We start from the raw sequence: 25,432 nt of genomic DNA, 5'->3' as shown, positions 1-25,432 counted from the left end.
TATATAAATGGTTAATTTATCTATATGGTTTAGAACACTATTTATAGTATTAAAGAAATAATATAAATAAATTCTAAGGCTTATTTAAGCACTTTCTGATTGTTAAAAAATGTAATCATATTGCCAATGTACTTTGTGTTGTTTCTCTGTGAAAAGTACACAATCTGGTAGTTTTTAATAGCTCATTTTCCTTAGGCATGGTTCATAATTTCATAAAGTATGTAAAAAGATGGATGATCGGTTTGGATATCGCAGTGATCGGTAGTGGTATGGCTGGACTGGCTACCGCAAGAATTCTTAAAGATGCAGGGCATAACATTACAATTTTTGAGGCGCTGCCTGGTCGTGGAATGGACAGTCATAGCATCGAATTTGAGGATGGTTTAATTGATGCGCCGTTACGGGTCATGAACCCACATTTGTGGAAAAACACCCTCAGCTTGGCCACACATTTAGGCATTAAAACTTATCCTGTGCGTACTTATATGGCGTGCAGTTGGTTATTTGAAGATCGTACCGAAACTTGGCTGACCACAAGCCGTACCCGTATTGGTAATTTCCCAATCATTAACAACCGTAAAGGCATACAACAATACGGCTGGCGTTTGGTAAAAGGCATGTTGCAGTTAAAAACAGCCATCGCTAAATTTTTCAAATCTAAAAACCAAGACATTACCCTTGCGGAATTTATCAACCGTAACGAAATTGAAGAAGTGTTTTGGCATGGTGCAGTGATGCCAGTGCTTTACACCATTTGTACTTGTGACCCTAAAACCATTGGTGAATGGCCAGCAAAACCATTGTTGGTATTTTTACGCCAATTGACTGATGGTGATGCATTATTGCGTTTACAAGGTGGCACGCCTGCATTGGTTGATAAGTTGATTGAAGGTATTAATATTCAAAGTGGTGCAGCGATTACTCGTGTTCATCAACAAGAAGATGGTGTAATTGTTGAAAATTCTGAGGGTCAGTCGCAAACATTTGACCGTGTGGTGATTGCAACGCCAACCACTAAAGTCCAAGACTTCTTGGACAATCAACAATTTGCAGAAGATATTGAATTGCTTAAACAGTTCAAATTCGAGCAGGGTGATTTGGTGATTCACACTGATCAAACGGTGATGCCGCCAAAACGTAAAGATTGGTCTGTTTTAAGTTATATGATGGATCGTAAATTTACTCGTCAGCAATTTACGGTATGGCTTAACTCGATCGAACCAACTTTGGTCGGTAAATCGCCAGTGTTCCAAACATGGCGTCCAGTTACACCAATTGATCCGAAAAAGATCATTTCAACGGTAACTTTAACCCGCGCTGTGGTGGATTCAAAGACAGTGGCATTAAACAAAGAGTTGCAGCAGCGCCATCACCAAGACAATCGTAAAGTGTTCTTCTGCGGTTCATGGTCGTGCGATGGTTTACCAATTTTAGAATCTGCAGTGACTTCCGCTATGCATATTGCAGAAATTTTTGGTGCACCATTACCGTTTATTGATTTAAAACCACAAGTTGAGGTTGCGCCGCAATTAGGTTATTAAGTTTAGGGTCTGTTGATATTTCATAAATGGTTTGTGCTGTAGGCTAAAACTGAGCAGATCAGGCATGAAACGCAGGGAATAGCGAGACTATTGCCAAGTTTCATAACGCAATCTGAGAAAGTTTTAGCCACAGCCTTTCAGGACAAGCATATTTTTTGCTGCTATTGCGTTATGAGTCAGTCATTTAGAATGACTAAATTTCCTGCCTCATGCCTTATATCAGCTAAAAAATATGCGTTGTCGCAAACATAGATGAATTATCAACAGCCCCTCTTTTTTGAATTAGACTGAGTCAGTATGAAATGGCAACAGGCGATACGACAGCATTTTCCAAAACATAAATATGCCATTCAAGCGGCATATTTGGGAGATACTTCCGCACTGCCGTGGAGCAATTTAGGTTATTGGTCAGATGCAGTGGGATCTGATTATCCCGCTGCATGTCAAAATTTAGCAGCGCATTTGGCCGCAGCAGTGCATTTAAATTCAAAAGATGTTGTACTGGATTTAGGCTGTGGGCAAGGTGCCAGTCTTAAATATTGGTTGGAACACTATCAAATACAACGACTTGAAGCTGTTGAGCTACAAGATCATCATGTGCAGTCGATTCGACAACATTTAAATTCAAATATTAAAATTCACGCTGCTTCATTTTTAAATTTAAAAGCACTTTTTCCACAACCACGTTTTGATGTGGTGTTCTGTATTGATGCGGCATATCACAGTCATTTGAATTCATTTTTAAGTCAGGTCAATGCAGTTTTGAATTCAAACGGACGTTTGGGCTTTCATTATTTAATTTGGGCAGAACAAGCGCCACCACATGCATTCAAACAGCTGCAATATCGTGCCTTATTAAAATCTGCCGATGTCAATTTTAAAGATCTAATGTCCGAAAGTCAGCTTCGAGCGGTCTTGGCACAGTTTGAATTTAAACAGATTCAGGTGGAAGATTTGTCGGCACAGGTTTTGGCGGGTTTTGCTGATTATGTGTATCAGCATCTCAAGCATCAAATTCAAACGCGAGATGCAGACTGGTTTAAAATTGCCATGACCGCACGTTTATGTGCCAAGCTCTATGCAGATGGCTGGATTAAATATGTGCAGGTGAGTGCGGAAAAAGCTTAATCTATTGTAATGAGCTGTTAGATGATGGGATTTTTCGGTGTTTAGTTGTCCATGCTTAGCTTTAAATCCTACCCACCACATGAAACTGCTTCGGTAAAATTTTTGCGCCACACGTCAATTGATCTCCGACATAAGCCACGGCTTTATCATCAAAAAGAATATGATCGTGACTTTTTATAATCGTGGACCAACGTTGGCACTGAGGGCAGAAATGTCCATCACCCGCCACTAAAAATAAATTTCCCATTTGAGAAACACGCATTTGGTTGGCAAGGATGATTCCACCATGATTGGTCATGGAATGATGCGTTGCAAAGCTTTGAGCCATGAGGTCTTCCTTAAACTGGAAAATTTTAGAGAAGCATTGTTTTAATACTCAATTTTCTAAGACTTATAATTTTAAATTTTTATTTTAATTCACAAAAATATTTTTAAATGTCAGTTTATATGGATGAAACATCAACAAAATAGACCATCAATATAAAAATACGATCTGAAATATGTGTACAGCATTCTAAATCATAAAATACATTTAACAAGTGAAAAGTCACAATCTTGTATTGCAATTGAAGTTTTGCAGATAAATCGAAGCCCTAAATAAATTGGAGATTCGAGCAGCATGAGGAAGATAAAAATATACGTTTATAGAAACAAAAAACCTCATAAATTAAAAACTTATGAGGTTTAATATGGTGCCGGCACACGGATTCGAACTGTGGACCTACTGATTACAAGTCAGTTGCTCTACCAACTGAGCTATGCCGGCGTTGTGTAGAGAATTTTACAGAATTTTTACGTGTGCGCAAGCCAAAAAGTAACCGTTTAATGCAGGGCATAGAGTTTTTGAAGATTTTGTACACAGTATTTTGGCGCGTTACAAACGAGGAAATCACATAGAAGGTTTTGTATGAAATGAGCCCAGCGGGTGGGCTCATTGAAGAAAATAACTTGAAATGAAGTGTGAAAAGCGATTATTTATTTCTTAAGATGCGATCTAAATCCTGTGCACATTCTTCTAAGGTAAAGGCCATATCAAGTTGCATTTGTGGTTTGAGTTCATTTGCGAGCGTTCTCCATTGTTCAATTAGGCGAATGGCTTTTTGAATCTTATGTTTGTTGATGTCTTTGGCGATGGTAGGCGTATATCCTCCACGTTTAGCATTTTTAATTTGTTTGACATAATTTTGGCTGTTATTCATGTTCGCTCCCGAATAGCAGTTATATATGTAAGGCATTTGCATGCTTTTATTATGCTAAAGCTTAATGATGACCCTTTTATGTAGAAAGCTGAGATGACGAAATAAAAATAAAAAAAGGTTTTGATAAAAAACAATAAATTTCTTCACCTCTCCTTTTTTGACGGCATAACTCAGTTGTAGCATAGCGATTGAAGATTGTCTTGACTGCAGAGTAACGCAATGTGTCATGTTTGTTGATTTTTCATCAATAGAGGGATTGAGGATTATCAAAATTGGCGATGGAGATGGTCTTAACTGCAAATTCCGTTTATCGCTTTATCCATTTTACGCTCTAGATAATTGCCAAGTTGCTGATTAGAATAGCGCCACTATAAAAATAGCAACGATAATAACAATGCAAAGTTCACTCTTTGCTGTATTAGAAAAATTTGGCTTAAGCCCTCAACACCGCACAATTCATATCCAGTTTTCTAATTCAGCCTTAAATCATCAGGTCTTTTTGCAGTGCGTTTATGGTCAGCATGCCATCAACCAAGGTTTGCAGATGGATGTCTTATGCCTCTCACCGCATGCAAATTTGCCGTTGAAACAATTTATTGGCAGTCGGGTGGCTGTAGATCAACTCACCGATCAAGGCGAATTATTTCGACATAGCGGCATTATTACTGCAGCAGCGCAAGGGCAAAGTGATGGCACGCTCAGTCTCTATAAATTGCAGATTCAGGATGCAACGGCTTTGTGGCATAAACGCCGCAACAGTCGGGTATTTATGAATAAAACTGTGGTGGAGGTGAGTGAAATTCTGTTTAAAGAATGGCAAGACCGCAGTGCATTATTTGCTGCAAGTTTAAGTTTAGATTTAAGTGGTCTCAGTCAGCGTTATGCAGTTCGACCTCTTATCATACAATCCAACGAAAGCGATTATGAGTTTTTAACCCGTTTGTGGCGTAGCGAAGGCATCAATTGGTTGGTGGATGAAAAACAACCTTGGGTTGAGCATTTTTTAACGCCTATGGATACACAAAAATTAAGACTGATTGAGCAGAATAGTCATTATCAGCCCTTAAAACGTAGACGAGTGGCATTTCAGCGTACAAGTGCAATCGAGCAGCGGGATAGCATTTACACTTGGATGGCACAGCGTAACCTGCAACCCACTGAAGTACAGTTACAACGCTGGCAACCCGATCTTTTGGCACAGGACCAAAATTCAGTACAGTTCACATCGCCCTTACAAAGTAGCACACAAAATAGTGAAGCTTTAAGTTTAGAACAGGCGTGGTGCGTGAGTCCTGCGTGGATGCAAGACTTAACTGGGCAAGATCAGGTGACAGCTGCAAGTACCGAACAATTAGAACAATTGGGACAACAATTGGCTCAGTATTATGATTTGCAGGCAAAATATTTTTCCGCGCAAAGTAATTTACGTGATGCGCAAGTGGGGTATTGGTTTGAATTACACGGGCATGCTGAAATTGATCAACATCCCCAAACTGAACGAGAGTTTTTAATACTGTCCAAACAGTTTTATAACCAAAACAATTTAGCACCTGAATTACAACAGCATTTTTTGAGTCTGCTGCAACAAAGTCAGTGGACATTTCAGTTACCGTTGGAGGGTGATCCTCAACAATTTTGTCAATTGAATTTGATTCGACGACATATTGCGCTCGTTCCAGAGTTTAATCCATTACTGCATCGTCCCGTGGCTTATCCACAGCGCGCTAAAGTGGTTGGACCTGAGGATGAAACCGTGCATGTAGATGCGTGGGGGCGTATTAAAGTTCGGTTTTTATTTACCCGAAGTGATGACCACTTGCATGATGGTGGTGCGGGTGCCAACGACAATGAGAGCGATTCGGCGTGGGTGGATGTACTCACACCGTGGGCAGGTGAGGGTTATGGTGCAAGATTTCACCCACGTATTGGTGAAATTGTGGTGGTGGATTTCTTTGATGGCAATATTGATCGTCCTTTTGTGGTTGGACGTTTACATGAGGCAGAACGACAACAGACACAATTCGATACAGTTGGAACTCTACCCGATACCAAATACTTGAGCGGGATTCGTTCACAAGAAATACGTGGTGCAGGGTTTAACCAACTTCGCTTCAATGACACCACCAAACAATTCAGTGCGCAATTGCAGAGTAGTCATGCTGCGAGTCAGTTGAATTTAGGATATTTGAGCCATCCAATGCGGCAGGAGGATTCAATTGGGCGCGGCGAAGGCTTTGAATTAAGAACTGATCGGTGGGGAGCTGTGCGTGCAGGTGCAGGCTTACTGCTTTCAACTCATCCACAAGCACAGGCACAAGCGTATCATTTAGATGCGAGTCCTGCCAAAAGGCAATTGGAGTCCAGTTTAGCGGCAAGCAAAGGCTTAAGTGAGTTGGCACAAAATCAGCAAACAGATCCTTTGGAAACACTGGAGCATCTCAAAGAATTTTTAAATCAAATTGAACTAGAAGATCAAACTAAAGCGGCAAGTTTTAAGCAGGCGGTTATGATTCTTTGTGCGCCCAACTCAATTGCAGTTTCAACTCAGCAAGATTTACACCTTTCTGCAGATCAACATATTCATCAAAGTGCCGCAGGCAGTATTAATGTTTCTACCCAAAAATCTGTGATTACACATGCACGCGATAAAATCAGTTTATTTGCAGCGGAGCAAGGTATACGTGCTTTTGCAGCCAAGGGTAAAGTCGAAATTCAGGCACAAGATGGTGCTATAGATGCAATTGCACGCCAGAAAATCAAGCTGATTTCTACGGAAGATCGGGTGGAAATTACCAGTCCAAAAGAAATTGTGCTAACGGCAGGTGGTTCACAAATCAAAATTAATTCAAAAGGTGTTTTTGTGAGTACTTCAGCTAAATTTGAGGCGAAAGCAGGACAGCATTGTTTTGAGGGTGGGGAGAAGATTATTGAAGAAAAAATAAGCTTGCCTAAGTCACCAACGTTATTCAGTAATAAAATTAATTATCAGTGGAATCAGCCCTCTACAGGAGAAAAAGAAATCTTTGTTTTAGATAAATTGAATGGAAAGCTCATTAAAACTAATAAATCTATATTAAATGAAAATAATCAATTGAGTACGTTACGCTTTTATACCTCTCAACCGACAGACTTTGTTGCTTTAGGCTTCGCGTCTTTATATACACAACTGATCCAAGAATCGAATCTTGACAATATAGATGAACTAATGGATGAGGTCACGGAGATTAACTCTGAGGACGATGTATATGCTGAAGAGGAGGTTAAGTAATGAGTAATTTAGTTACAGTAATCTCAAAAATTTATGATGCCTCTGGGAAATATGTTATCAATTTAAACGTTAAATCGCGTTATAAAGGTTCATCAAGAGAAAATTCAAAAAAAACAGATAAAGAGGGATTATTTATATTTCAAGGTTCGCCTAATCGAACTGTAGAAATTTTGGCAAAGCCTCCTAATGCTAAAGATTATATTGTGATTAAAACGCTTAACTCATCTCTTGTTTCTTCTAGAAACAATCCTCTAAAAGTATTTTTACCTAAAAGCATAGAAGAATATCGGAAAGAAAAAATTACACCTAGCTCAAAAGGAATTGTCACAACTTTATTTAAAGTCATAGATTGTAATGAGAAAGTTTTAATTAATTTCCCTGTGAAATCTCGTCCCAAAGGAAGACAAAGTTCATTTGAACGTACGACAGATGAGCAAGGAATTGTAGAAGTACTTTCTTCACCCAATCGGGACATAGAAATTCTAGTTTTGAATTTGGAAGATAAATTTGTAATGAAAAGTACTATTAACTCAGAAAATGGCTCTCAAACACCGATCATAATTAAATTAGATGAGCCTTATGAAAATTTTATAAGTAAGACATTCATAAGTCTTTTGGATCGTAATCATCAAGATTATGTGGTTGAAAATACCAAAGTGGAAATTGTTGCGTTAGGTACTCAAACTAAAAAAATTCTTTCTATATCCAATGGAAAAATTCCTGTTCAAAGCAGGATTGGTGAGAAAATTCAGATTACTGTATTTAAGCCAGATGGCTCTCCTTTAAGCCCAGAAACTTATTTAGTAAAAAGCTTAAAACAAAATAATGTTAAATTGGTTTTGGATGTGGATGTCGTTAAAGGTAACACTAATCAGAATAAGCCAACCATAAATAAAAGAATAGATAACGCAGAGTGTGCTTGTAATAGAGATATCACTGTAGAAGAATTTAAGAAGATTACAAATACTTCGACTGCATTAAGTTTTTTAAATGATTTGAATCAACAATTTAAAAAATTAAGTATGAATAGGTGTTTAGAAAAAGCACATTTTATCGCACATACATTACATGAAACTGCGGGTTATAGACTTATGGAGGAAGGGCTAGGAGGAAAGTCGGAAAGTGAGGTTTATGATGGATATAAAGGTAGGGGCCTAATGCAAATTACCTATAAATCAAATTATGAGGGATATGGTAAAGCTATTAATGAGAACTTTCTAGGAGCCAATAAAGTACGTATTGCTAAGGAGAAAAAACATGCGGTAGGTTCGGCGGTGTGGTATTGGCTTCATTCTAAATCAGGTGGCTTAACTCCTTATGCACTAAATAATGATTTGATAGCCACATGCTCTTTAATTAATGGGGGATATAATGGTTTCGATGATAGAGAGAACTACTTAAAAAGAGCTATTTCCGCTTTCAATATTAAAGAATGTGGATATCTTAATAAAAAAATAATAGCCACGTTGGACTCATATTTGAGTTTTGAGGAAAGTTCTATTGCGCAGAATAAAAGTGGTGAAAGCTTTGGTTGGGGACTATGGAATGATCCACTAGGTAAAAAAAAGGGAAAAATTAAAAATTTAAACGAAGCAAAAAAAGGATATATGCGTTTTCTTGAAATGACTAAAACGACAACCTTTCCATTTGGTACTAAAAAAGAAGGTGGGCAGATAGTGAGTCGAAAGCGTTATGGTTATACGGCGAATGCTGCGAAATTATTTGCTGAAAAAAGGTTAAAAGAATTATGAGAATTTTCTTTATTTTGTTATTTATTTTAGTTTCTTGTACACAGGTTTATTCTTCAGAAAAAGATTACTATTGTTTTAGTAGTGGTAGCAAATCTGTTCTATTGGTGCCTAGTGAATATCCTAATATAAATTCAATTATGTATTATCCATTCATGAAAAAAATTGAACTATCTACGACTTTAAGGATTGAAGAAGTGGATATGGGGGATAACGCCAAGCCTGAAATTTATAGGACAGTACAAGAGATTATTGACAATAAAGTGAATGGACAATACAGGTTTATGTCACAAGGCTATATCTTGTATGAAGCAGAATATTTAAATTTAAAAACTAAAAAGACAACAGTTTTTAATAAAATAAATTTAGATGCAAAGGGTATTAATTGCATTTAATAAAATCAAGAAGCCGACTCTCGTCGGCCTCTTTATCTTAACCTTCCAAAACTTCTTCTAATAACTCTTCACTTGGGGCAAAGTAATATGCACCGTCTAGAGCAGTCACAAAGTGCAGTAAACGGTCATGGATGCCATCACCTGAAGTACCAAACATACGTTCTAACATGGCATCAATAATGCTCAAATCTTTGGTATAAGCAATAAAGAATAAACCCTGATCGCCCTTGCCATCACCATAAGGTAAAGAGTGGCGCAAAATTTCCATTTCATCGCCTGCATCATCTTCAACGACTGTACGTGAAACGTGCGAATTTTCAGGTTGTACATCTTCATCTAATTCAATCGATTCTAGCTTGGTACGTCCAATCACGTGTTCTTGGGCATCAACTTTGAGCTTTTTCCATTTTTCTAAATCGTGACAATAGCGCTGTGCAAAAATAAAAGAACCATCGGCAAACACGCCTGCATCTTCCCCTAAAAGTGCAACTTCGGCACGATCATCTGGAAATTGTGGGTTTTCGGTACCATCAATAAATCCCGTCATGTCGCGTCCATCAAAATAACGGAAACAGACCCGTTCATCCAACACTTCAATTTTGTCTTGGATCCCCTCAAAAAAGGCCTGACTGAGCGCAAAGCAAATATCTGAACGGGCACTCGCGAGATGAATAATCACATCGGCAGGCACGACAGGCATTGGGTACGCCCCTTGAATCGGTTGTAATTGTTTAAAACCATCTGGAGATTGCTGATAGAGCTGTGCCCAAAGTTCAGGACCAAAAGCAACGCCAGTTTTAATTTGGGCATGTGGATGTTGGGTAATCAAACGATCCCGTGTGCTAAACAAGTCAGCCAATTTTTCTTTTAACTCAGTAATGCTTAAGTCTTTTAAACGAAGTACAAGAAAGCGAGCATGATCTGAAGGTAGTGGCAAAATTACAGATTGGGCAGTCATGTATAGCTCCTGAAAATTTGTTGTTTTCTATAAATTTGACTTTATTGTGCCTGATTGTATGTAGGCTTAATAGCCTCAACCCGATTTTTATTCCACGTTTTTAGTCATGAGATTAAGTGAAATATCATATAATGCACTGTCTTGTGAAAAGCGGCGATATATGTCTTATCAAGTTTGGATTGCGTTTATGTTGGCCTGTTGGGTGATTAGTGTTTCACCTGGCGCGGGTGCGATTGCTTCGATGTCGAGCGGTTTGAGTTATGGTTTTCGACATGGTTATTGGAATGCGATTGGTCTACAACTGGCTTTATTATTGCAAATTGCGATTGTAGCCGCAGGGGCAGGGGTATTATTTGCGACAACGCCTTGGGCATTTCTGATTGTGAAATGGTTTGGTGTGGCGTATTTGTTGTATCTGGCGTATTTGCAATGGGCAGCGCCTGCACAGTCGATTGAAATTCAGCATGAGTTGACGCGCAAATCTGCTGGAAAATTGGTGATGTACGGCTTTCTGGTCAATATGAGCAATCCCAAAGCAATTGTGTTTTTATTGGCAGTTTTACCGCAATTTTTAGATTTATCTAAACCACAATGGACGCAATATGCAATTATGGCGTTGACCATGATTAGTATTGATTTGATTGTGATGGCGGGCTATACGGGCTTGGCTGCAAAAGTTTTACGTTTGTTAAGATCACCGAAGCAGCAAAAAGTCATGAATCGTACTTTTGCTGCATTGTTTGCAGGCGCTGCTTTTTTGTTAAGTTTGGTGCATCAGTAATGTCTTCAATTAAACAAAAGTGTATGTTGTAATTATAAAAAAATAGATTGAGATATACGTTGAAAATTAAAGGTATACCGCGAGCACGTTATTGGCAACATTGTTGGATTAGCATGTTGCTTTTGAGTTTTTCAACTTTAATTGCAATTGGATTAGCGATTCACTTTTCAGTAGATCGCGTGTTTTGGCCAATTGCTTTGATGGCACACTTGAGTATCAATTTAATTTTTTCTTTTGTATTTGCCGCTTTGCAAACTTATTTTAAACATACGGTGTGGCAAAGTGTGGTGTTGATTAATATCACAGCTGTGTTGTTGATTGCCATTCATGCAATGTTTTATCTACAAACAATAGATTGGAATGCTGTTTCAGAAGGTCAGCAGCAATTGAGTCTTTTACAGCAAGTGATTCACAGTGATATGGCACTGTGGATAGTGTATATGCTGCCACTTTTAGTCGTAATGCTCATTGCTGCAATACAAAAATATAGATACTCATTAACGAAAAACTAAGCCATGGTTCTGACTTTTTGAACGCTAAAAATCACCGCAAAAATGATCGCCATAGTCATCACAATACTTAAACCTGTCGAAATATTTAAGCCCGCACTTGACCATAAACCTACGCTGACTGCAATTTGCGCCACAATAAATGCCCAAATCACCATTTGTTTAGGCGAGTGAGCCAATAAACGTGCGGTTAAAGCGGGAATCACCAACAATGCGCCCATCAATAAAGAACCGACTGCACGTAAAGCCAATACTGTAAATAATGCCAATAACAACATAAAAATCAGACGTTGCCATTGTGCATTCACACCTTCACTGACTGCAATGTCAGGGTCAATTGCAATTTGAATTTGAGCCTGCCAAAACTTATAGAGTACCGCTAAGGCTGCAATAATGACCAAAGCAAATACGGGTAAATCTGCCCATGAAATGGTGAGTAAATCGCCAAATAAATAGCTCAGCAACTCAGGACGCAAACTCGGAATATGTTGAATAAAGAGCAAACCTGAACAGAGCAAGGTCGCAGAGCAGAGCGCCAATAATGCATCATTTGGCAACCGTGGATCATGTAAAATCCACAAAACACCCACCAATAATAATGCCAAGAATGTCACGCCCATCCACAGAGGTAAACTTAACGCGCCTGCAATTGCCACACCCAATAAAGTGCCATGCGCCATCGTATCGGCAAAAAAGGACATGCGTCGCCACAGCATTAAACAGCCAAGTGGGGCGGTCAAAAATAGCAATAAACTGCCCATGATCCATGCAGGTAACAGCAATTGTAGCCAATCCATCATGGGTTAAGCTTCCGGTTCAGGGTGAATATGAGGACGTGAATCATGCTGACAAGGCTCGGCATGATCGCCATGGGCGCAGTGTTCATGGTGATGTTGATAAAACACCCGATTGGTTCCAAAAATAGCTTGGTATTCAGGATGTTGCTGTACATTTTCGGGCAAACCGCTACAGCAAATGTGTTTATTTAAACATACCACACGATGCGTACCTTGCATGACCCATTGCAAATCATGCGACACCATCAACACCGCACAGCCATATTTGCTCGGTAAGTTGCGCACATAGTCATACAGTTCAGCTTCGGACTGAATATCTAGTCCTTGCATCGGCTCATCCAGTACCAAAACATCAGGTTGACGTAATAAGGCGCGTGCCAATAGCACCCGTTGCCGCTCACCACCAGACAGTTGTTGTACTTTTGAATCTTGCAGTTTGGCAATGCCAGTATCGCGGATAATTTCTGCTTTAATTGCGTCTGGGCATTTTTCTAAAGCCAGTAAATCTTTCACTCTTAAAGGCAAGCTGTGTGAAGGATTAAACTTTTGCGGCACATAAGAAAAGGTCAATTTGCGAGCATTTACGAGCTTGCCTGCATTTGGTTTGACAATGCCAAGCAAGACTTTAATTAGAGTCGATTTTCCTGCGCCATTGGGGCCAATTAGCGTGACAATTTCACGTGCATGTAATTCAAAATCGACATTTTTTAAAATATCGCGCTCATCTATTCGCACCTGAATATTGTGCAAGGCGATGAGCGGTGCAGTGGTTATTTGCTGTTGCACTGCTGACATTTTCCAGAAATCTCAATAATGCTGTGATGCGGGCTAAAGCGGTCAGAGGCTGCCAACTGATCTAATTGCTCTAATAAACCTTGCGCTGAAGCTTCTTTAACGACTTTACATTCAGTACAGATCAAAAAAGCCGCTTGGTGTCCTTCACGTGGATGACAGCAAGGAATATAGGCATTGATTGAAGTCAAACGGTGAATTAGTCCTTTTTCCAGTAAAAAATCCAAAGTACGGTACACCGTTGGCGGTGCTGCAGGACGATCAGACTCACTTTTAATTTTCGCCAATAAATCATAAGCACCCATTGGTGCAGATGCCTTGAGAATGAGTTCCAACACTTCTTTACGTAGCGGTGTTAAACGAGCACCTGTTGCCGCACATAAACTTTCAGCTTCGGCAAGACGTTGATCGACATTGTGATGGTCGTGAACGCCATGTAATGCATTGTGATGCTCGTGCGAACATAAGCTCATAGCCACCCCAGTTGAACTTTAAAAGAAAAACGACAGTAAATCTTAGCATGAAGCGTTATTAGTTTCGATTATACGTAGGTATTTTTATAAATTTGTTATATTATAACATTTGTCGATTTTTCGTGATATGCCGCAATGTTTCGTTTATTTAGTTTCTGTCTTTTAGCGTTATGCAGTACTGTCAGCATGGCGCAGGCTTTGGTGGTGTCTACCCATCCTATCTATTTGATTGCCCAAAAAGTCACGCAAAATATCGAAACACCCACGTTATTACTGGCAGATCAAACAGGGCATGATGTATCGCTCACGCCTGCACATCGAAAAATCATCCAAGATGCGGATTTAATTATTTGGCTAGGTAAGGCGCATGAAGCACCGCTAGAACGTGTATTACATCAAAATCCTAAAGCGATTGCTTTATTAGATACGGGCATTATGAAAACTTTGCCGCAGCGTTCAGAACGTGGTGCAGCATTAAAAAATACAGTAGACAGCCATGTCTGGCTAGACCCAAACAATGCGGTGCGTATCGGCTTCTTTATTGCCGCGTTACGTTCTCAGCAAATGCCTGAACATCGCGATGCTTATTGGAACAACGCACGTGCCTTCGCACAGAGTTTATTCAAAAGTGCAAGTCAGTTTCAGACTCAAACTGCAGTACAGCCATATTGGGCTTATCACGATGCCTATCAATATTTAGAACGTGCCTTAAATTTAGAATTTTCTGGGTCGATGACCAATGATCCGCATATTGCGCCAACAGTCGCACAAATTAAATATTTGAACGATCACCGACCAAATCCAAAAATGTGCCTACTTGCAGAAGGACATGCCAGTAAAAATCAGTATATGAAATTGAATCCAATTGTGTTTCAAAAGGTCGATGAAAGCATGCGCGGTGCAGATGATTTTGTGCAAGCGTGGCAGCAATTAGCCAAGCAAACCAAGGCTTGTGTATTAAATGCACGAAAATGATGCGTTTTTTAAGCAAAATTGAAATATGACAATTCCGAGACAAACATGCAAAAAAACACGACTAAGGTCGGGAAACGATTGCATGTTCAGGGGGCTAACTCTATAATGCCTGCGATAAAAAACGATCATCAGTTGAACTTGTCAAGCATTAATGCTGTGAGTGGATAAAAAAATGAGCCGAACTAGTCGCTTGATTGACCGACGATTAGCTAAAGCTTTGGTCTTCTTACAAGCATTCATGATTCCAGTTTCAGCCCTGATAGCGTGGGTCTTGAAAGACTCAACGGCTGCCTTAAGCGCTGCACTTGGTGCTAGTGTTTGTTGGTTGGCAAGTTGTTATTTTTCATGGCAGTCGTTTCGAGCAGCAGGTGCACGAGCGTCCAGACAGGTTCTTTCGAACATGTATAGAGGAATGCTCGGTAAGTTTGCAATCGTGATCGTAGGATTCATTTTAATTTTAAGCAATGTACAGCCGTTATCCCCGGTGGCATTGTTTTGTGGTTTTATGCTCGTTCAAAGCATGTCGTGGGTTGCGCCATTTTGGGTGTCACGATTACAAAAACGAGTCTAAACGCAGCAAAAATTGAAAAGTTTTTCAGGAATAGGCGAGATATCAAGCAGCACGCGATGTTCGTTTGTTCTATTAGTTTTTTTACATTGACCAGGTGTGATTTATGGCTGCTGAAGAACATGCCCTTACTTCGACCGAGTATATCAAGCATCACTTGACCAATATGACCTATGGCAAAATGCCAGACGGTTCATGGAAGTTGGCTGAGTCTGCTGAAGAAGCTCAACAGATGGGGTTCACTGCTATTCACTTGGATTCAATGGGTTGGTCTATCGGACTTGGTCTGATCTTCTGTTTATTGTTCTGGATTGTTGCGAAAGCTGCAAATTCAGGCGTGCCTGGTAAATTCCAGTCAGTAATTGAAGTGATTATCGAGTTTGTGGATTCAAGTGTACGTGATACCTTCCATGGGAAGTCTCGATTAATTGCACCCTTAGCATTAACCATTTTCGTGTGGATTTTCCTCATGAACTTGATGGATTTAATCCCTGTTGACTTTATTCCTTATGTAGCTCAACAGGCGATTGCATCTATGCTGGGTGTGGACCCTCATCAGGTTTACTTTAAAATTGTTCCGACTACAGATCCAAACATTACCTTAGGTATGTCTATTTCTGTATTCTTCTTAATTATTTTCTATAGTATTCGTGAGAAAGGTGTTGGCGGCTTCGTTGGTGAGTTGGCACTTAACCCATTCAACCCAAGTAATCCAGTTGCTAAAGTGCTTTTAATTCCATTCAACTTATTGTTGGAATTGACTACTTTCTTGGCGCGACCAGTTTCATTGGCTCTACGACTATTCGGTAACATGTATGCGGGTGAGTTAATCTTCATTCTTATCGCGTTATTACCGTTCTGGATCCAGTGGGCATTGTCTGTGCCTTGGGCGATTTTCCACATTTTGATTATTACGCTACAAGCATTCATTTTCATGATGTTGACTATCGTGTACATGAGCATGGCAAGCGAAAAGCATTAATGGTATGGCCTAACTGTCATCGGGCGGTTGGGCACACAATTTTTTAACTTAATTTGGTATAAAACCTAACCTCTGAGGAATTATCATGGAACTCACTTTAGGTCTAGTTGCAATTGCATCTGCTATCTTGATCGCTTTCGGTGCTTTAGGTACTGCGATTGGTTTTGGTCTTTTAGGCGGTCGCTTCCTTGAAGCTGTTGCTCGTCAACCAGAATTGGCTCCACAACTTCAAACTCGTATGTTCTTAATCGCGGGTCTTCTTGATGCTGTGCCTATGATCGGTGTTGGTATTGGCTTGTTCTTCATCTTCGCTAATCCATTTGTAGGTTAATCAGCTTAATTCCGAAATTCACTATTTGAGGAATTTGCAATGAATATCAACCTCACATTGTTTGGCCAAGCGATTGCATTTGCGATTTTCGTCGCATTCTGCATGAAGTTTGTATGGCCACCACTAATCAATGCGATTAGTGAGCGTCAGCGTCGTATTGCTGACGGCTTAAATGCAGCTGAAAAAGCCAAAGCTGACCTTGCCGATGCGCAAGCTCAAGTAAAAGCTGAATTAGATGCAGCTAAAGCACAAGCGGCTCAATTGATCGAACAAGCGAATCGTCGTGCAGCACAATTGGTAGAAGAAGCGCGTACCCAAGCATCTGCTGAAGGTGAGCGTATCCGTCAACAAGCGAAAGAAGCTGTTGATACAGAAATCAATTCTGCTCGCGAAGAATTACGTCAACAAGTGGCTGCACTTGCAGTAACTGGTGCTGAGAAAATTCTTAGCCAGCAAGTTGACGCAGAAGCTCACAATGCCATGCTGACTCAGCTGGCTGCTAAACTTTAAGAGAGGCAGATTATGGCTGAACTCTTGACGTTGGCACGCCCATACGCTAAAGCAGCATTTGCTTACGCTTCTGAGCAAGGTGCAACTGACAATTGGTCAACAGCACTTAACTTGCTCAGTGCTGCGGTGCAAGACGAAGCATTTTCAGCTTACTTAAATCGCCCTGAGCTTACGCCTGCTGAGCAGGTGAGTATTTTTGCCAAAGTTTTAGGTGAAGACCAAACTGCAGCAGTGTCAAACTTTTTGACATTGCTTGCTGAAAATAACCGTTTGGCTTTGCTTCCTGAAATTCAAGCAGAATACGAACAGCTCAAATCACAGAATAACAATACTGTGGATGTTGTGATTGAATCAGCATTCCCATTGACTTCTGTACAAGAACAAATTCTTGCTCAAGCGTTAGAAAAACGTTTCGCTGCAGCAGTAAATGTTTCTGTAGAAGTGAACCCAGCGTTAATTGCGGGTGTGGTTATTCGTGCAGGCGACCAAGTGATAGATGATTCTGCGCTTAACAAGCTTGAAAAAATGCGGACACGTCTTTTAGCTTAATTGCGAAGACTGAACTAATAAAAGATTGAGGTATAGCGCAATGCAACAACTGAATCCATCCGAGATCAGTGCGCTCATTAAACAGCGTATCGGCGATCTGGACACCAGCGCGACCGCTAAAAACGAAGGTACCATTGTTATGGTATCCGACGGTATTGTGCGCATTCACGGCCTTGCTGATGCAATGTACGGTGAAATGATCGAATTCGACGGCGGCTTATTTGGTATGGCACTGAACCTAGAACAGGATTCAGTGGGCGTCGTTGTTTTAGGTAACTACTTAAGCCTTCAAGAAGGTCAAAAAGCACGTTGCACAGGTCGTGTATTAGAAGTTCCGGTTGGTCCAGAACTTTTAGGCCGTGTGGTAGATGCTTTGGGTAACCCAATTGATGGTAAAGGCCCTATTGATGCAAAATTAACTGATGCTGTAGAAAAAGTAGCACCAGGCGTAATTTGGCGTCAATCAGTGGATCAACCTGTTCAAACTGGTTATAAATCAGTTGATACCATGATCCCTGTAGGCCGTGGTCAACGTGAGTTGATCATTGGTGACCGTCAAACTGGTAAAACAGCAATGGCGATCGATGCGATCATCGCTCAGAAAAACTCTGGCATTAAGTGTGTATACGTAGCAATTGGTCAAAAACAATCGACTATCGCAAACGTAGTACGCAAGCTAGAAGAAACTGGCGCTATGGCGTATACAACTGTTGTTGCAGCAGCAGCGGCAGATCCAGCAGCAATGTTGTATCTTGCTCCGTACTCTGGCTGTACAATGGGTGAATACTTCCGTGACCGTGGTGAAGACGCGTTAATCATTTATGATGACTTGTCTAAGCAAGCTGTTGCGTATCGTCAAATTTCATTGCTTTTACGTCGTCCACCAGGTCGTGAAGCGTATCCAGGTGACGTGTTCTATCTACACTCGCGTCTACTTGAGCGTGCTTCTCGTGTATCTGCTGACTACGTTGAGAAATTCACTAACGGTGAAGTTAAAGGTCAAACTGGTTCTTTAACTGCATTGCCGATTATTGAAACTCAAGCAGGTGACGTATCTGCATTCGTACCAACCAACGTAATTTCGATTACAGATGGTCAGATCTTCTTAGAAACATCATTATTCAACGCGGGTATCCGTCCTGCTGTGAACGCGGGTATTTCTGTATCGCGTGTTGGTGGTTCTGCTCAAACTAAGATCATCAAAAAATTGTCTGGTGGTATCCGTACCGCTTTGGCGCAATACCGTGAATTGGCAGCGTTTGCTCAGTTCGCTTCTGACCTTGACGAAGCAACTCGTAAGCAACTTGAACATGGTCAACGTGTAACTGAGTTAATGAAGCAGAAACAATATGCGCCATACTCAATTGCTGACCAAGCTGTTTCAGTTTATGCATCTAACGAAGGCTACATGGCTGACGTAGAAGTGAAGAAAATCGTAGACTTTGATGCTGCGTTAATTTCTTACTTCCGTTCAGAACATGCTGCGTTAATGCAACAAATCGATGAAACTGGTGATTTCAACAAAGACATCGAAGCTGCAATCAAAGCAGGTATTGAAAGCTTTAAAGCGACTCAAACTTACTAATTTAGCATTGGCTAGTTAGGGGTTTGGTTCACGGAATCAACCTTCGGAAGCCTGAAAGGGCTTTCGAATACTAGGTTAAGCGTATGGCAAATTTAAAAGAAATTCGCGCCAAAGTTGCTAGTATCAAGAGCACGCAAAAGATTACTCGCGCGATGCAAATGGTTGCTGCTTCTAAGATGCGTCGTGCGCAAGAGCGCATGGCTCAAGGCCGTCCGTATGCCGAAAATATGCACCGTGTAATTGCTCATTTGGTACAGGCGAACCCTGAATACAAACACCGTTATATGATTGAACGCCCTGTAAAACGCGTTGGTTATATCATCGTGTCTTCAGATCGTGGTTTGGCAGGTGGCTTGAACATTAACTTGTTCAAGAAAGTTGTAAAGCATGTACAGCAACAACAAGAGCAGTCAATTGAAGTTCAGTTTGCTTTAATTGGTCAAAAAGCGGTTTCGTTTTTTAAAAACTACGGCGGTAAAGTGCTTGGTGCAACTACAAACGTAGGTGACGCGCCAAGTCTTGAACAGTTATCTGGCTCTGTGCAAGTGATGTTAGATGCGTACGATAAAGGCGAGTTAGATCGCATTTACCTCGTGTCAAACGGCTTTGTCAATGCCATGACTCAAGATCAGAAAATCGAACAACTTGTTCCTTTAGCATCTGCTGAAGAAAACAAGACTCTTAACCGTCAATACGGTTGGGATTATATCTATGAACCAGAAGCTGAAGAGCTGTTAAATGGTTTATTGGTTCGTTACATCGAGTCTATGGTTTATCAAGGTGTGATTGAAAACATCGCATGTGAACAGTCTGCGCGTATGGTTGCAATGAAAGCTGCAACAGATAACGCAGGTGAACTGATCAAGAGCCTACAACTTATTTATAACAAGCTGCGTCAAGCCGCGATTACTCAGGAAATTTCTGAAATCGTTGGTGGTGCCGCTGCCGTTTAACATTATTAGTTTGAATTGAGGAGACAGCAATGAGTGGCGGTCGTATCATTCAGATCATCGGCGCGGTTATCGACGTCGAGTTTGAACGCAACAGCGTTCCTAAGATCTATGACGCTCTCCAAGTTGACGGTACTGAAACTACATTAGAAGTTCAGCAACAACTTGGTGATGGCGTAGTTCGTACTATTGCAATGGGTTCTACTGAAGGCCTTAAGCGTGGTTTGAACGTAACTAACACTAACGCGCCAATCTCTGTACCAGTAGGTACAGCGACACTTGGTCGTATCATGGACGTTCTTGGTCGCCCTATCGACGAAGCTGGTCCAGTTGCAACTGAAGAGCGTTTACCAATTCACCGTCAAGCGCCTTCTTATGCAGAACAAGCGGCTTCTACTGACCTTTTAGAAACTGGTATTAAAGTCATTGACTTACTTTGCCCGTTCGCGAAAGGTGGTAAAGTTGGTCTGTTCGGTGGTGCGGGTGTTGGTAAAACCGTAAATATGATGGAGTTGATCAACAACATCGCTAAAGCGCACTCAGGTTTATCTGTATTCGCTGGTGTTGGTGAGCGTACTCGTGAAGGTAACGACTTCTATCACGAAATGAAAGACTCTAACGTTCTTGACAAAGTAGCAATGGTCTACGGTCAGATGAACGAGCCGCCTGGTAACCGTTTACGCGTAGCGTTAACTGGTTTGACTATGGCTGAGTACTTCCGTGATCAAAAAGATGAGAACGGTAAAGGTCGTGACGTATTATTGTTCGTAGACAACATCTACCGTTATACACTAGCAGGTACTGAAGTATCAGCACTTCTAGGTCGTATGCCATCTGCAGTAGGTTATCAGCCTACACTTGCAGAAGAGATGGGTGTTCTTCAAGAACGTATTACTTCAACTAAGTCTGGTTCGATTACATCTATTCAAGCTGTATACGTACCTGCCGATGACTTGACTGACCCATCACCTGCTACAACGTTCGCGCACTTAGACGCAACTGTAGTATTGAGCCGTGATATTGCATCTCAAGGTATTTACCCTGCGATCGATCCACTAGACTCAACTTCACGTCAGTTAGATCCATTAGTTGTTGGTACTGAGCATTACGAAATTGCTCGTTCAGTTCAAAACGTTCTTCAACGTTATAAAGAATTGAAAGACATTATCGCAATTCTTGGTATGGACGAATTGTCAGAAGAAGACAAACTTACTGTATACCGTGCACGTAAGATCCAACGTTTCTTCTCTCAACCGTTCCACGTAGCTGAAGTATTTACTGGCGCGCCTGGTAAACTTGTACCGCTTAAAGATACAATTCGTGGCTTTAAAGGTCTTCTAGCTGGTGAATACGATCATATCCCAGAACAAGCGTTCTATATGGTTGGTGGTATTGACGAAGTGATTGCTAAAGCCGAGAAACTTTAATTAGCAGCTCTAATTTAGGAGATTCTCATGGCGACTATGCAATGTGATGTTGTAAGTGTAAAAGAGTCTTTGTACTCGGGCACTGTGACTATGCTAATTGCAAAAGGTGCTGGCGGTGAACTCGGTATTATGCCGGGTCACGCACCACTGGTAACTTTGCTTCAGCCGGGTGCAATCCGCGTTCTGCTGGAAAATGGTACAGAAGAATTAATCTATGTATCTGGTGGCGTTCTAGAAGTTCAACCGCATGTTGTTACGATTCTTGCAGATACTGCAGTTCGTGCAGAAAACTTAGATGAAGCGGCAATTATTGAAGCGCGTAAACACGCTGAACAATTGTTGGCAAATCAAAAGAGCGATTTGGACTCTGCTGCTGCTTTGGCTGCTTTGGCAGAAACTGCTGCACAGTTGGAAACCATCCGCAAAATCAAAAACCGCGCACTTTAATTGTCGGTTTAAGATTGAAAAAAGCCACTCGAAAGAGTGGCTTTTTTTATGCTGTTTGGAATTGAAGCCTTATCTTTGCTTAAGATGCTGTATTGGTAGTTTCAGTAGGCTGATTTGACTCACCTTGTAAAATCATCCCCGCCAGTTTTAGCATTTCAGCTTGAATACTCCCCATTTGCTGTTCCAGTTTCTTAAAGTCCACTTTGCTTAAATCGACTTGTCCATTTAAAAATGGTGAAGCCAAAACTTGCTGATTGGCAGCCAATAAGTTTTGACGGATGGTATCAATTTCCTGTGTTTTTAAGTCTAGGCTGCTTAGTGTTTGATTGAAGCCTTGTAACTGCTGTTGTAATTGAGTCGCTGCAATTTGTAATTGTTGTGGATCTTGCGCATCTACAGCGGTTTGCAATTCAGACTTGGTTTGATTTAGTTGTTCGACATATTGACCTGCTTTGAGCTGTAGATCAGCCACATCGCGCACAATATAGAACATATTGCCACTGCTTAATGGAGCGTTGGTTGGGTTTGTATTGCTGTTGGATGATGCGTTGGAATCATCTTGATTAGTTGTTTGCGTTTGCGGCGTGTTCATTTGATCACAGGCGCTGAGTAGCAAGGCAGAACTCAATAGTGCAAACGGAAGTAGTGTCTTCGAAGATACATTTTTCATATTCATGTGATTTTTGGTACTCATTGAGAATGAATATAAAACGAAAATATGAATAAAAAACAGATTGTTGCAAAGCAATAACAAATCTTAATTTTTTTGTCTAAATCAAAAAAAATAGGAGTTTTAAAGAAACTCCTATGAATTACACTTCTTTCATAAAAGAAAAATGATCATAAGTAATGCGTCGAATTGATATTGATAGTCCCTTCTCTTGCGCCATATATGGCTCAGGATGAGGAATATATTCCGCAAGAGGATGAGGGAGCTGAATTATTGATTTAAAGAGAATTTATGAAAGAACTCTTTAACTTGCTGAATAAAAAATTATTTAGCCAATTCAGCCTCAATCGCTTCTACAATGCGCGGGTCATCTGCGGTTAAATCTGGGGCAAAACGCGCCACCACTTCACCTTGTTTATTCACCAAAAACTTTTCAAAGTTCCACAATACTTCAGGTGGTTCATTTGGGGTTAAGCCGTAATCAACCAAATCTTTCCACCATGGGCCTTCACCAATACGTTCAGGAATTGCTTGCGTTAAAGCCGTGTAGAGAGGATGTTTTTCTGCACCCACGACTGGAATTTTAGCAAACAATGGAAAACTCACCTGATAATTCAGTGAGCAAAATTCCTGAATTTCTGTATCGCTGCCCGGTTCTTGTGCCAAGAAATCATTCGATGGAAAGGCTAAAATTTCTAAGCCTTGTGCCTGTTTTGCTGCGTAGAGTTGCTGTAAGCCTTCGTATTGCGGGGTTAAGCCACATTTTGATGCCACGTTCACGATCAACAACACTTTTCCTGCATATTGATTTAATGTGGTTTCCGTACCCTGATTGGTTTTTACTGCAATGTCATAAACTGAAGTGCGCATAGTTGCTTCCTAGAATCTGTATTTTACCGCTACTGTTGTAACTGTAATTTTTGGGTACAGCAAGTTTTATAGCAAAGAAATTTACGACACTGATGGAATCCCGCATAGCCGTGATATTGCGCAGAAAAATGTAATTCGTATCTGCATTTTATTTTATTGATGGATAAATCGAGCGAAAAGTGCCATAAATAGACACTGGGTTTTTAGCACTTTGCATCACAAGTCAGTTATAGAAAAGGGTTTCACAGCAGGTATGCTGTTTGGTACAACAAGGATGATGAATACATGATACGGTCAGATAAAGGCGTATTTTGGGCAATTTTATTGCCATTGATTGCGGTATTGATTTGGTCTTTAAATATTGCAGTAACGAGGTATGTGGCGGAGTATATTTCACCCGTCAGTATCAGTTTTTATCGCTGGTTGATTGCTTTTCTGATTTTAACCCCGTGGATATTGCCCAAAGTTTGGCAGCAGCGTGAGTTGATTCGTCCACATTTGAAACAGTTGGCAGTGCTTAGTGCTTTTGGTTTGGTGTTGTATCAAGGTCTAAGCTATACCGCAGCCAATTACACCACTGCAACCAATATGGGCATTATTAATGCGTTTATTCCCATGTTTACGGTTTTGGTTTCATTGCTGATCTTAAAAGACATTCCGACACGATTTTCGGTTTTGGGCTGCATTATTTCATTTTCGGGTTTGTTGTATGTGATTGCACAAGGAGATTTGCGTCAACTCAGTCAGCTGACAGGACATGCGGGCGATATGCTTATGGTCTTGGCGGTATTTTTTTACGCTTTTTATGGGGTGTTTTTAAAGAAATGGAATTTAAAATTGCCGCTCATGCTGAGTCTTTATGTGCAAATTATTTTCGCCTTACTTTACCATCTGCCATTTATTTTGTGGTTCGGCTTGGATCATTTAAATAGCCAAAATGGTTTAAGTGTGCTGTATGCAGGTATATTTCCTTCAATTATTGCACCTTTGGTATGGATGTTGGCCGTTCAATATTTAGGGCCAAATCGCACCAGTATTTTTATGAATTTGATGCCTGTTTTTACGGCCATCATTGCATATTTTTGGTTGGCAGAAGTGTGGGGGAGTTATCACAGTATCGGTGGATTGATTATTTTAACGGGTATTGTGTTGGCGCAAATGAAGACACGGGTACACATTCAAGCAAAAAGTTGAGTTTAATTGGTGTTTTTTTTGATCACATAAAGGTGTATTTAAAATGCCTTTTATTCAAAATTTATACAGTATTGAGTGTTATGAATTATGACAGTTTTTTTAATTTTTCTAAAATAATTGTAAAAATAGTAAGATAATTTAAATTGTTAAGAAAAAAAGATGAATCTTTCATTGAATATTTGTCTTGGATTAATAGGAAAAATCTATTTGTATAGTCGACTAAATTACTCCATAATTCACGTACTGAAAACGATCCACTGTATTCAATAATCAGTGAAATATCATTTGCAGCAAGATTTTCAAACCCTCTGGATGTGCTTTTATACACATCCTTTTTATGCTCAACCATCCCTATATGGTTGAGCTTTTTTTTATCCACTGGAGCGTAAAACCTCGTGGTTCAGCACGAGGATATAAGCGACTGGAGTAAACCATATGAACGACACGAAATGTCGTTTTAAATACTTGTACTATAGTCACTATTAAGAAAAATACTGTTAAAATAATTGGATGAAGACACTCAAATTACGCATAAAAGACAAACATTGCAAGGTACTAAACCAACTAGCGACCGAAGTCAATTTCGTCTGGAATTATGTCAATGATTTGTGTTTCAAACACCTACAACAAAAACAACAATTCTTTTCAGCATACGACCTTGCAAAATACACGAAAGGCACATCGAAAGAATGCAACTTGCACAGTCAAACTATTCAGGCAGTGACAGAAGAATTGGTCACAAGACGCAAGCAGTTCAAAAAAGCAAAACTAAAATGGCGTGTCAG

26 protein-coding genes, 1 tRNA gene and 2 pseudogenes are annotated in these 25,432 nt (G+C 40.3%); 19 read left to right on the top strand and 10 right to left on the bottom strand.

Annotated elements, in window-relative coordinates; genetic code table 11:
* The first annotated feature begins 233 nt into the window (after window positions 1-233).
* On the top strand, window positions 234-1,541 hold the full coding sequence (locus FTV52_RS08710) for an FAD-dependent oxidoreductase (protein WP_004970183.1): 1,308 nt from the start codon (window positions 234-236) through the stop codon (window positions 1,539-1,541).
* Window positions 1,542-1,838: 297 nt separating this feature from the next.
* On the top strand, window positions 1,839-2,669 hold the full coding sequence (locus FTV52_RS08705) for a cyclopropane-fatty-acyl-phospholipid synthase family protein (protein WP_004970181.1): 831 nt from the start codon (window positions 1,839-1,841) through the stop codon (window positions 2,667-2,669).
* A gap of 70 nt (window positions 2,670-2,739) precedes the next feature.
* Here FTV52_RS08705 and FTV52_RS08700 read toward each other — a convergent pair.
* The 3 genes and pseudogenes from FTV52_RS08700 to FTV52_RS08690 form a co-directional block, all read right to left on the bottom strand.
* A pseudogene (locus tag FTV52_RS08700) lies at window positions 2,740-2,997 on the bottom strand (PAAR domain-containing protein); the annotation flags it as partial.
* Between the two features lie 362 nt (window positions 2,998-3,359).
* A tRNA-Thr gene (locus FTV52_RS08695) sits at window positions 3,360-3,435 on the bottom strand.
* 205 nt (window positions 3,436-3,640) lie between these two features.
* Complete coding sequence (locus FTV52_RS08690) at window positions 3,641-3,868, bottom strand: hypothetical protein (RefSeq protein WP_004970172.1); 228 nt, start codon at window positions 3,866-3,868, stop codon at window positions 3,641-3,643.
* Window positions 3,869-4,262: 394 nt separating this feature from the next.
* On the opposite strand from FTV52_RS08690, the gene FTV52_RS08685 reads away from it, so the two are divergent.
* From FTV52_RS08685 to FTV52_RS14735, 3 genes are all read left to right on the top strand, one after another.
* Window positions 4,263-7,136, top strand: a complete 2,874-nt coding sequence (locus tag FTV52_RS08685) for a type VI secretion system Vgr family protein (protein WP_179990578.1) — start codon at window positions 4,263-4,265, stop codon at window positions 7,134-7,136.
* Window positions 7,136-8,887, top strand: coding sequence for a glycoside hydrolase family 19 protein (locus tag FTV52_RS08680; protein WP_179990576.1), 1,752 nt, complete (start codon window positions 7,136-7,138; stop codon window positions 8,885-8,887). The genes FTV52_RS08685 and FTV52_RS08680 overlap by 1 nt, the downstream gene beginning before the upstream one ends.
* Window positions 8,888-9,039: 152 nt before the next feature.
* Window positions 9,040-9,279: a hypothetical protein gene (locus FTV52_RS14735; RefSeq protein WP_180168693.1), complete on the top strand. Its 240-nt coding sequence runs from the start codon at window positions 9,040-9,042 to the stop codon at window positions 9,277-9,279.
* Window positions 9,280-9,316: 37 nt separating this feature from the next.
* On the opposite strand, the gene FTV52_RS08670 is transcribed toward FTV52_RS14735, so the two are convergent.
* Window positions 9,317-10,237, bottom strand: coding sequence for a Dyp-type peroxidase (locus FTV52_RS08670; protein ID WP_179990574.1), 921 nt, complete (start codon window positions 10,235-10,237; stop codon window positions 9,317-9,319).
* Window positions 10,238-10,397: 160 nt separating this feature from the next.
* Between FTV52_RS08670 and FTV52_RS08665 the strand changes: the two genes are divergently transcribed.
* Window positions 10,398-11,018 carry a LysE family transporter gene (locus tag FTV52_RS08665; protein WP_178319014.1) on the top strand — a complete coding sequence of 207 codons (621 nt, stop codon included), beginning with the start codon at window positions 10,398-10,400 and terminating at the stop codon, window positions 11,016-11,018.
* Window positions 11,019-11,140: 122 nt separating this feature from the next.
* Window positions 11,141-11,530, top strand: coding sequence for a hypothetical protein (locus FTV52_RS08660; RefSeq protein ID WP_218950470.1), 390 nt, complete (start codon window positions 11,141-11,143; stop codon window positions 11,528-11,530).
* Here the strand turns inward: FTV52_RS08660 and znuB are convergent.
* The 3 genes from znuB to FTV52_RS08645 are packed head-to-tail and all read right to left on the bottom strand — an operon-like array spanning window position 11,527 to window position 13,589.
* On the bottom strand, window positions 11,527-12,327 hold the full coding sequence (gene znuB / locus FTV52_RS08655; RefSeq protein WP_179990570.1) for a zinc ABC transporter permease subunit ZnuB: 801 nt from the start codon (window positions 12,325-12,327) through the stop codon (window positions 11,527-11,529). The two genes, FTV52_RS08660 and znuB, sit on opposite strands and share 4 nt — an antisense overlap.
* Before the next feature lie 3 nt (window positions 12,328-12,330).
* The gene (znuC, locus tag FTV52_RS08650; protein WP_131261255.1) at window positions 12,331-13,119 is read right to left on the bottom strand and encodes a zinc ABC transporter ATP-binding protein ZnuC; all 789 of its coding nucleotides are present in this window, start codon (window positions 13,117-13,119) and stop codon (window positions 12,331-12,333) included.
* Window positions 13,095-13,589: a transcriptional repressor gene (locus FTV52_RS08645; protein ID WP_004970151.1), complete on the bottom strand. Its 495-nt coding sequence runs from the start codon at window positions 13,587-13,589 to the stop codon at window positions 13,095-13,097. Before FTV52_RS08645 ends, znuC begins: the two co-directional genes overlap by 25 nt.
* 135 nt (window positions 13,590-13,724) lie before the next feature.
* On the opposite strand from FTV52_RS08645, the gene FTV52_RS08640 reads away from it, so the two are divergent.
* The 10 genes from FTV52_RS08640 to FTV52_RS08595 all read left to right on the top strand — a co-directional run bounded on the left by FTV52_RS08640 (window position 13,725) and on the right by FTV52_RS08595 (window position 21,913).
* Window positions 13,725-14,564, top strand: coding sequence for a metal ABC transporter solute-binding protein, Zn/Mn family (locus FTV52_RS08640; RefSeq protein ID WP_104852883.1), 840 nt, complete (start codon window positions 13,725-13,727; stop codon window positions 14,562-14,564).
* Between the two features lie 172 nt (window positions 14,565-14,736).
* A complete protein-coding gene (locus FTV52_RS08635; RefSeq protein WP_004970147.1) occupies window positions 14,737-15,135 on the top strand; it encodes an ATP synthase subunit I in 399 nt (132 codons plus the stop codon).
* A 103-nt stretch (window positions 15,136-15,238) separates the two neighbouring features.
* A complete protein-coding gene (atpB, locus tag FTV52_RS08630; RefSeq protein ID WP_004970145.1) occupies window positions 15,239-16,114 on the top strand; it encodes a F0F1 ATP synthase subunit A in 876 nt (291 codons plus the stop codon).
* A gap of 85 nt (window positions 16,115-16,199) precedes the next feature.
* Window positions 16,200-16,445: a F0F1 ATP synthase subunit C gene (gene atpE / locus FTV52_RS08625; protein ID WP_000424060.1), complete on the top strand. Its 246-nt coding sequence runs from the start codon at window positions 16,200-16,202 to the stop codon at window positions 16,443-16,445.
* Window positions 16,446-16,484: 39 nt separating this feature from the next.
* On the top strand, window positions 16,485-16,955 hold the full coding sequence (locus FTV52_RS08620) for a F0F1 ATP synthase subunit B (RefSeq protein WP_004970142.1): 471 nt from the start codon (window positions 16,485-16,487) through the stop codon (window positions 16,953-16,955).
* Between the two features lie 12 nt (window positions 16,956-16,967).
* Window positions 16,968-17,504: a F0F1 ATP synthase subunit delta gene (locus FTV52_RS08615; RefSeq protein WP_004970141.1), complete on the top strand. Its 537-nt coding sequence runs from the start codon at window positions 16,968-16,970 to the stop codon at window positions 17,502-17,504.
* A gap of 40 nt (window positions 17,505-17,544) precedes the next feature.
* Complete coding sequence (atpA, locus tag FTV52_RS08610) at window positions 17,545-19,089, top strand: F0F1 ATP synthase subunit alpha (RefSeq protein ID WP_019837172.1); 1,545 nt, start codon at window positions 17,545-17,547, stop codon at window positions 19,087-19,089.
* Window positions 19,090-19,172: 83 nt separating this feature from the next.
* Window positions 19,173-20,042 carry a F0F1 ATP synthase subunit gamma gene (atpG, locus tag FTV52_RS08605; RefSeq protein ID WP_004970136.1) on the top strand — a complete coding sequence of 290 codons (870 nt, stop codon included), beginning with the start codon at window positions 19,173-19,175 and terminating at the stop codon, window positions 20,040-20,042.
* Window positions 20,043-20,071: 29 nt separating this feature from the next.
* Complete coding sequence (atpD, locus tag FTV52_RS08600) at window positions 20,072-21,466, top strand: F0F1 ATP synthase subunit beta (protein ID WP_004970134.1); 1,395 nt, start codon at window positions 20,072-20,074, stop codon at window positions 21,464-21,466.
* 27 nt (window positions 21,467-21,493) lie between these two features.
* Window positions 21,494-21,913, top strand: a complete 420-nt coding sequence (locus FTV52_RS08595; RefSeq protein ID WP_004970132.1) for a F0F1 ATP synthase subunit epsilon — start codon at window positions 21,494-21,496, stop codon at window positions 21,911-21,913.
* 79 nt (window positions 21,914-21,992) lie between these two features.
* Here FTV52_RS08595 and FTV52_RS08590 read toward each other — a convergent pair whose 3' ends face one another.
* Window positions 21,993-22,583: a hypothetical protein gene (locus FTV52_RS08590; RefSeq protein WP_154321292.1), complete on the bottom strand. Its 591-nt coding sequence runs from the start codon at window positions 22,581-22,583 to the stop codon at window positions 21,993-21,995.
* A gap of 324 nt (window positions 22,584-22,907) precedes the next feature.
* The gene (locus tag FTV52_RS08585; protein ID WP_004970127.1) at window positions 22,908-23,453 is read right to left on the bottom strand and encodes a glutathione peroxidase; all 546 of its coding nucleotides are present in this window, start codon (window positions 23,451-23,453) and stop codon (window positions 22,908-22,910) included.
* Window positions 23,454-23,738: 285 nt separating this feature from the next.
* Between FTV52_RS08585 and FTV52_RS08580 the strand changes: the two genes are divergently transcribed.
* Entirely contained in the window at window positions 23,739-24,647 is a 909-nt protein-coding gene (locus tag FTV52_RS08580) for a DMT family transporter (RefSeq protein WP_179990568.1), read from the top strand.
* 85 nt (window positions 24,648-24,732) lie between these two features.
* Here the strand turns inward: FTV52_RS08580 and FTV52_RS08575 are convergent, their stop codons facing one another.
* The gene (locus FTV52_RS08575; RefSeq protein WP_004970123.1) at window positions 24,733-25,026 is read right to left on the bottom strand and encodes a hypothetical protein; all 294 of its coding nucleotides are present in this window, start codon (window positions 25,024-25,026) and stop codon (window positions 24,733-24,735) included.
* 131 nt (window positions 25,027-25,157) lie between these two features.
* Between FTV52_RS08575 and FTV52_RS08570 the strand changes: the two are divergent.
* A pseudogene (locus tag FTV52_RS08570) lies at window positions 25,158-25,432 on the top strand (RNA-guided endonuclease TnpB family protein); the annotation flags it as partial.

The organism is Acinetobacter sp. YH1901141 (assembly GCF_013416935.1).
In the GTDB taxonomy this organism is placed as follows: domain Bacteria; phylum Pseudomonadota; class Gammaproteobacteria; order Pseudomonadales; family Moraxellaceae; genus Acinetobacter; species Acinetobacter towneri.
The sequence above is the reverse complement of the archived record's forward strand: the minus strand, read 5'-3'. Positions and strand labels throughout refer to the sequence as shown.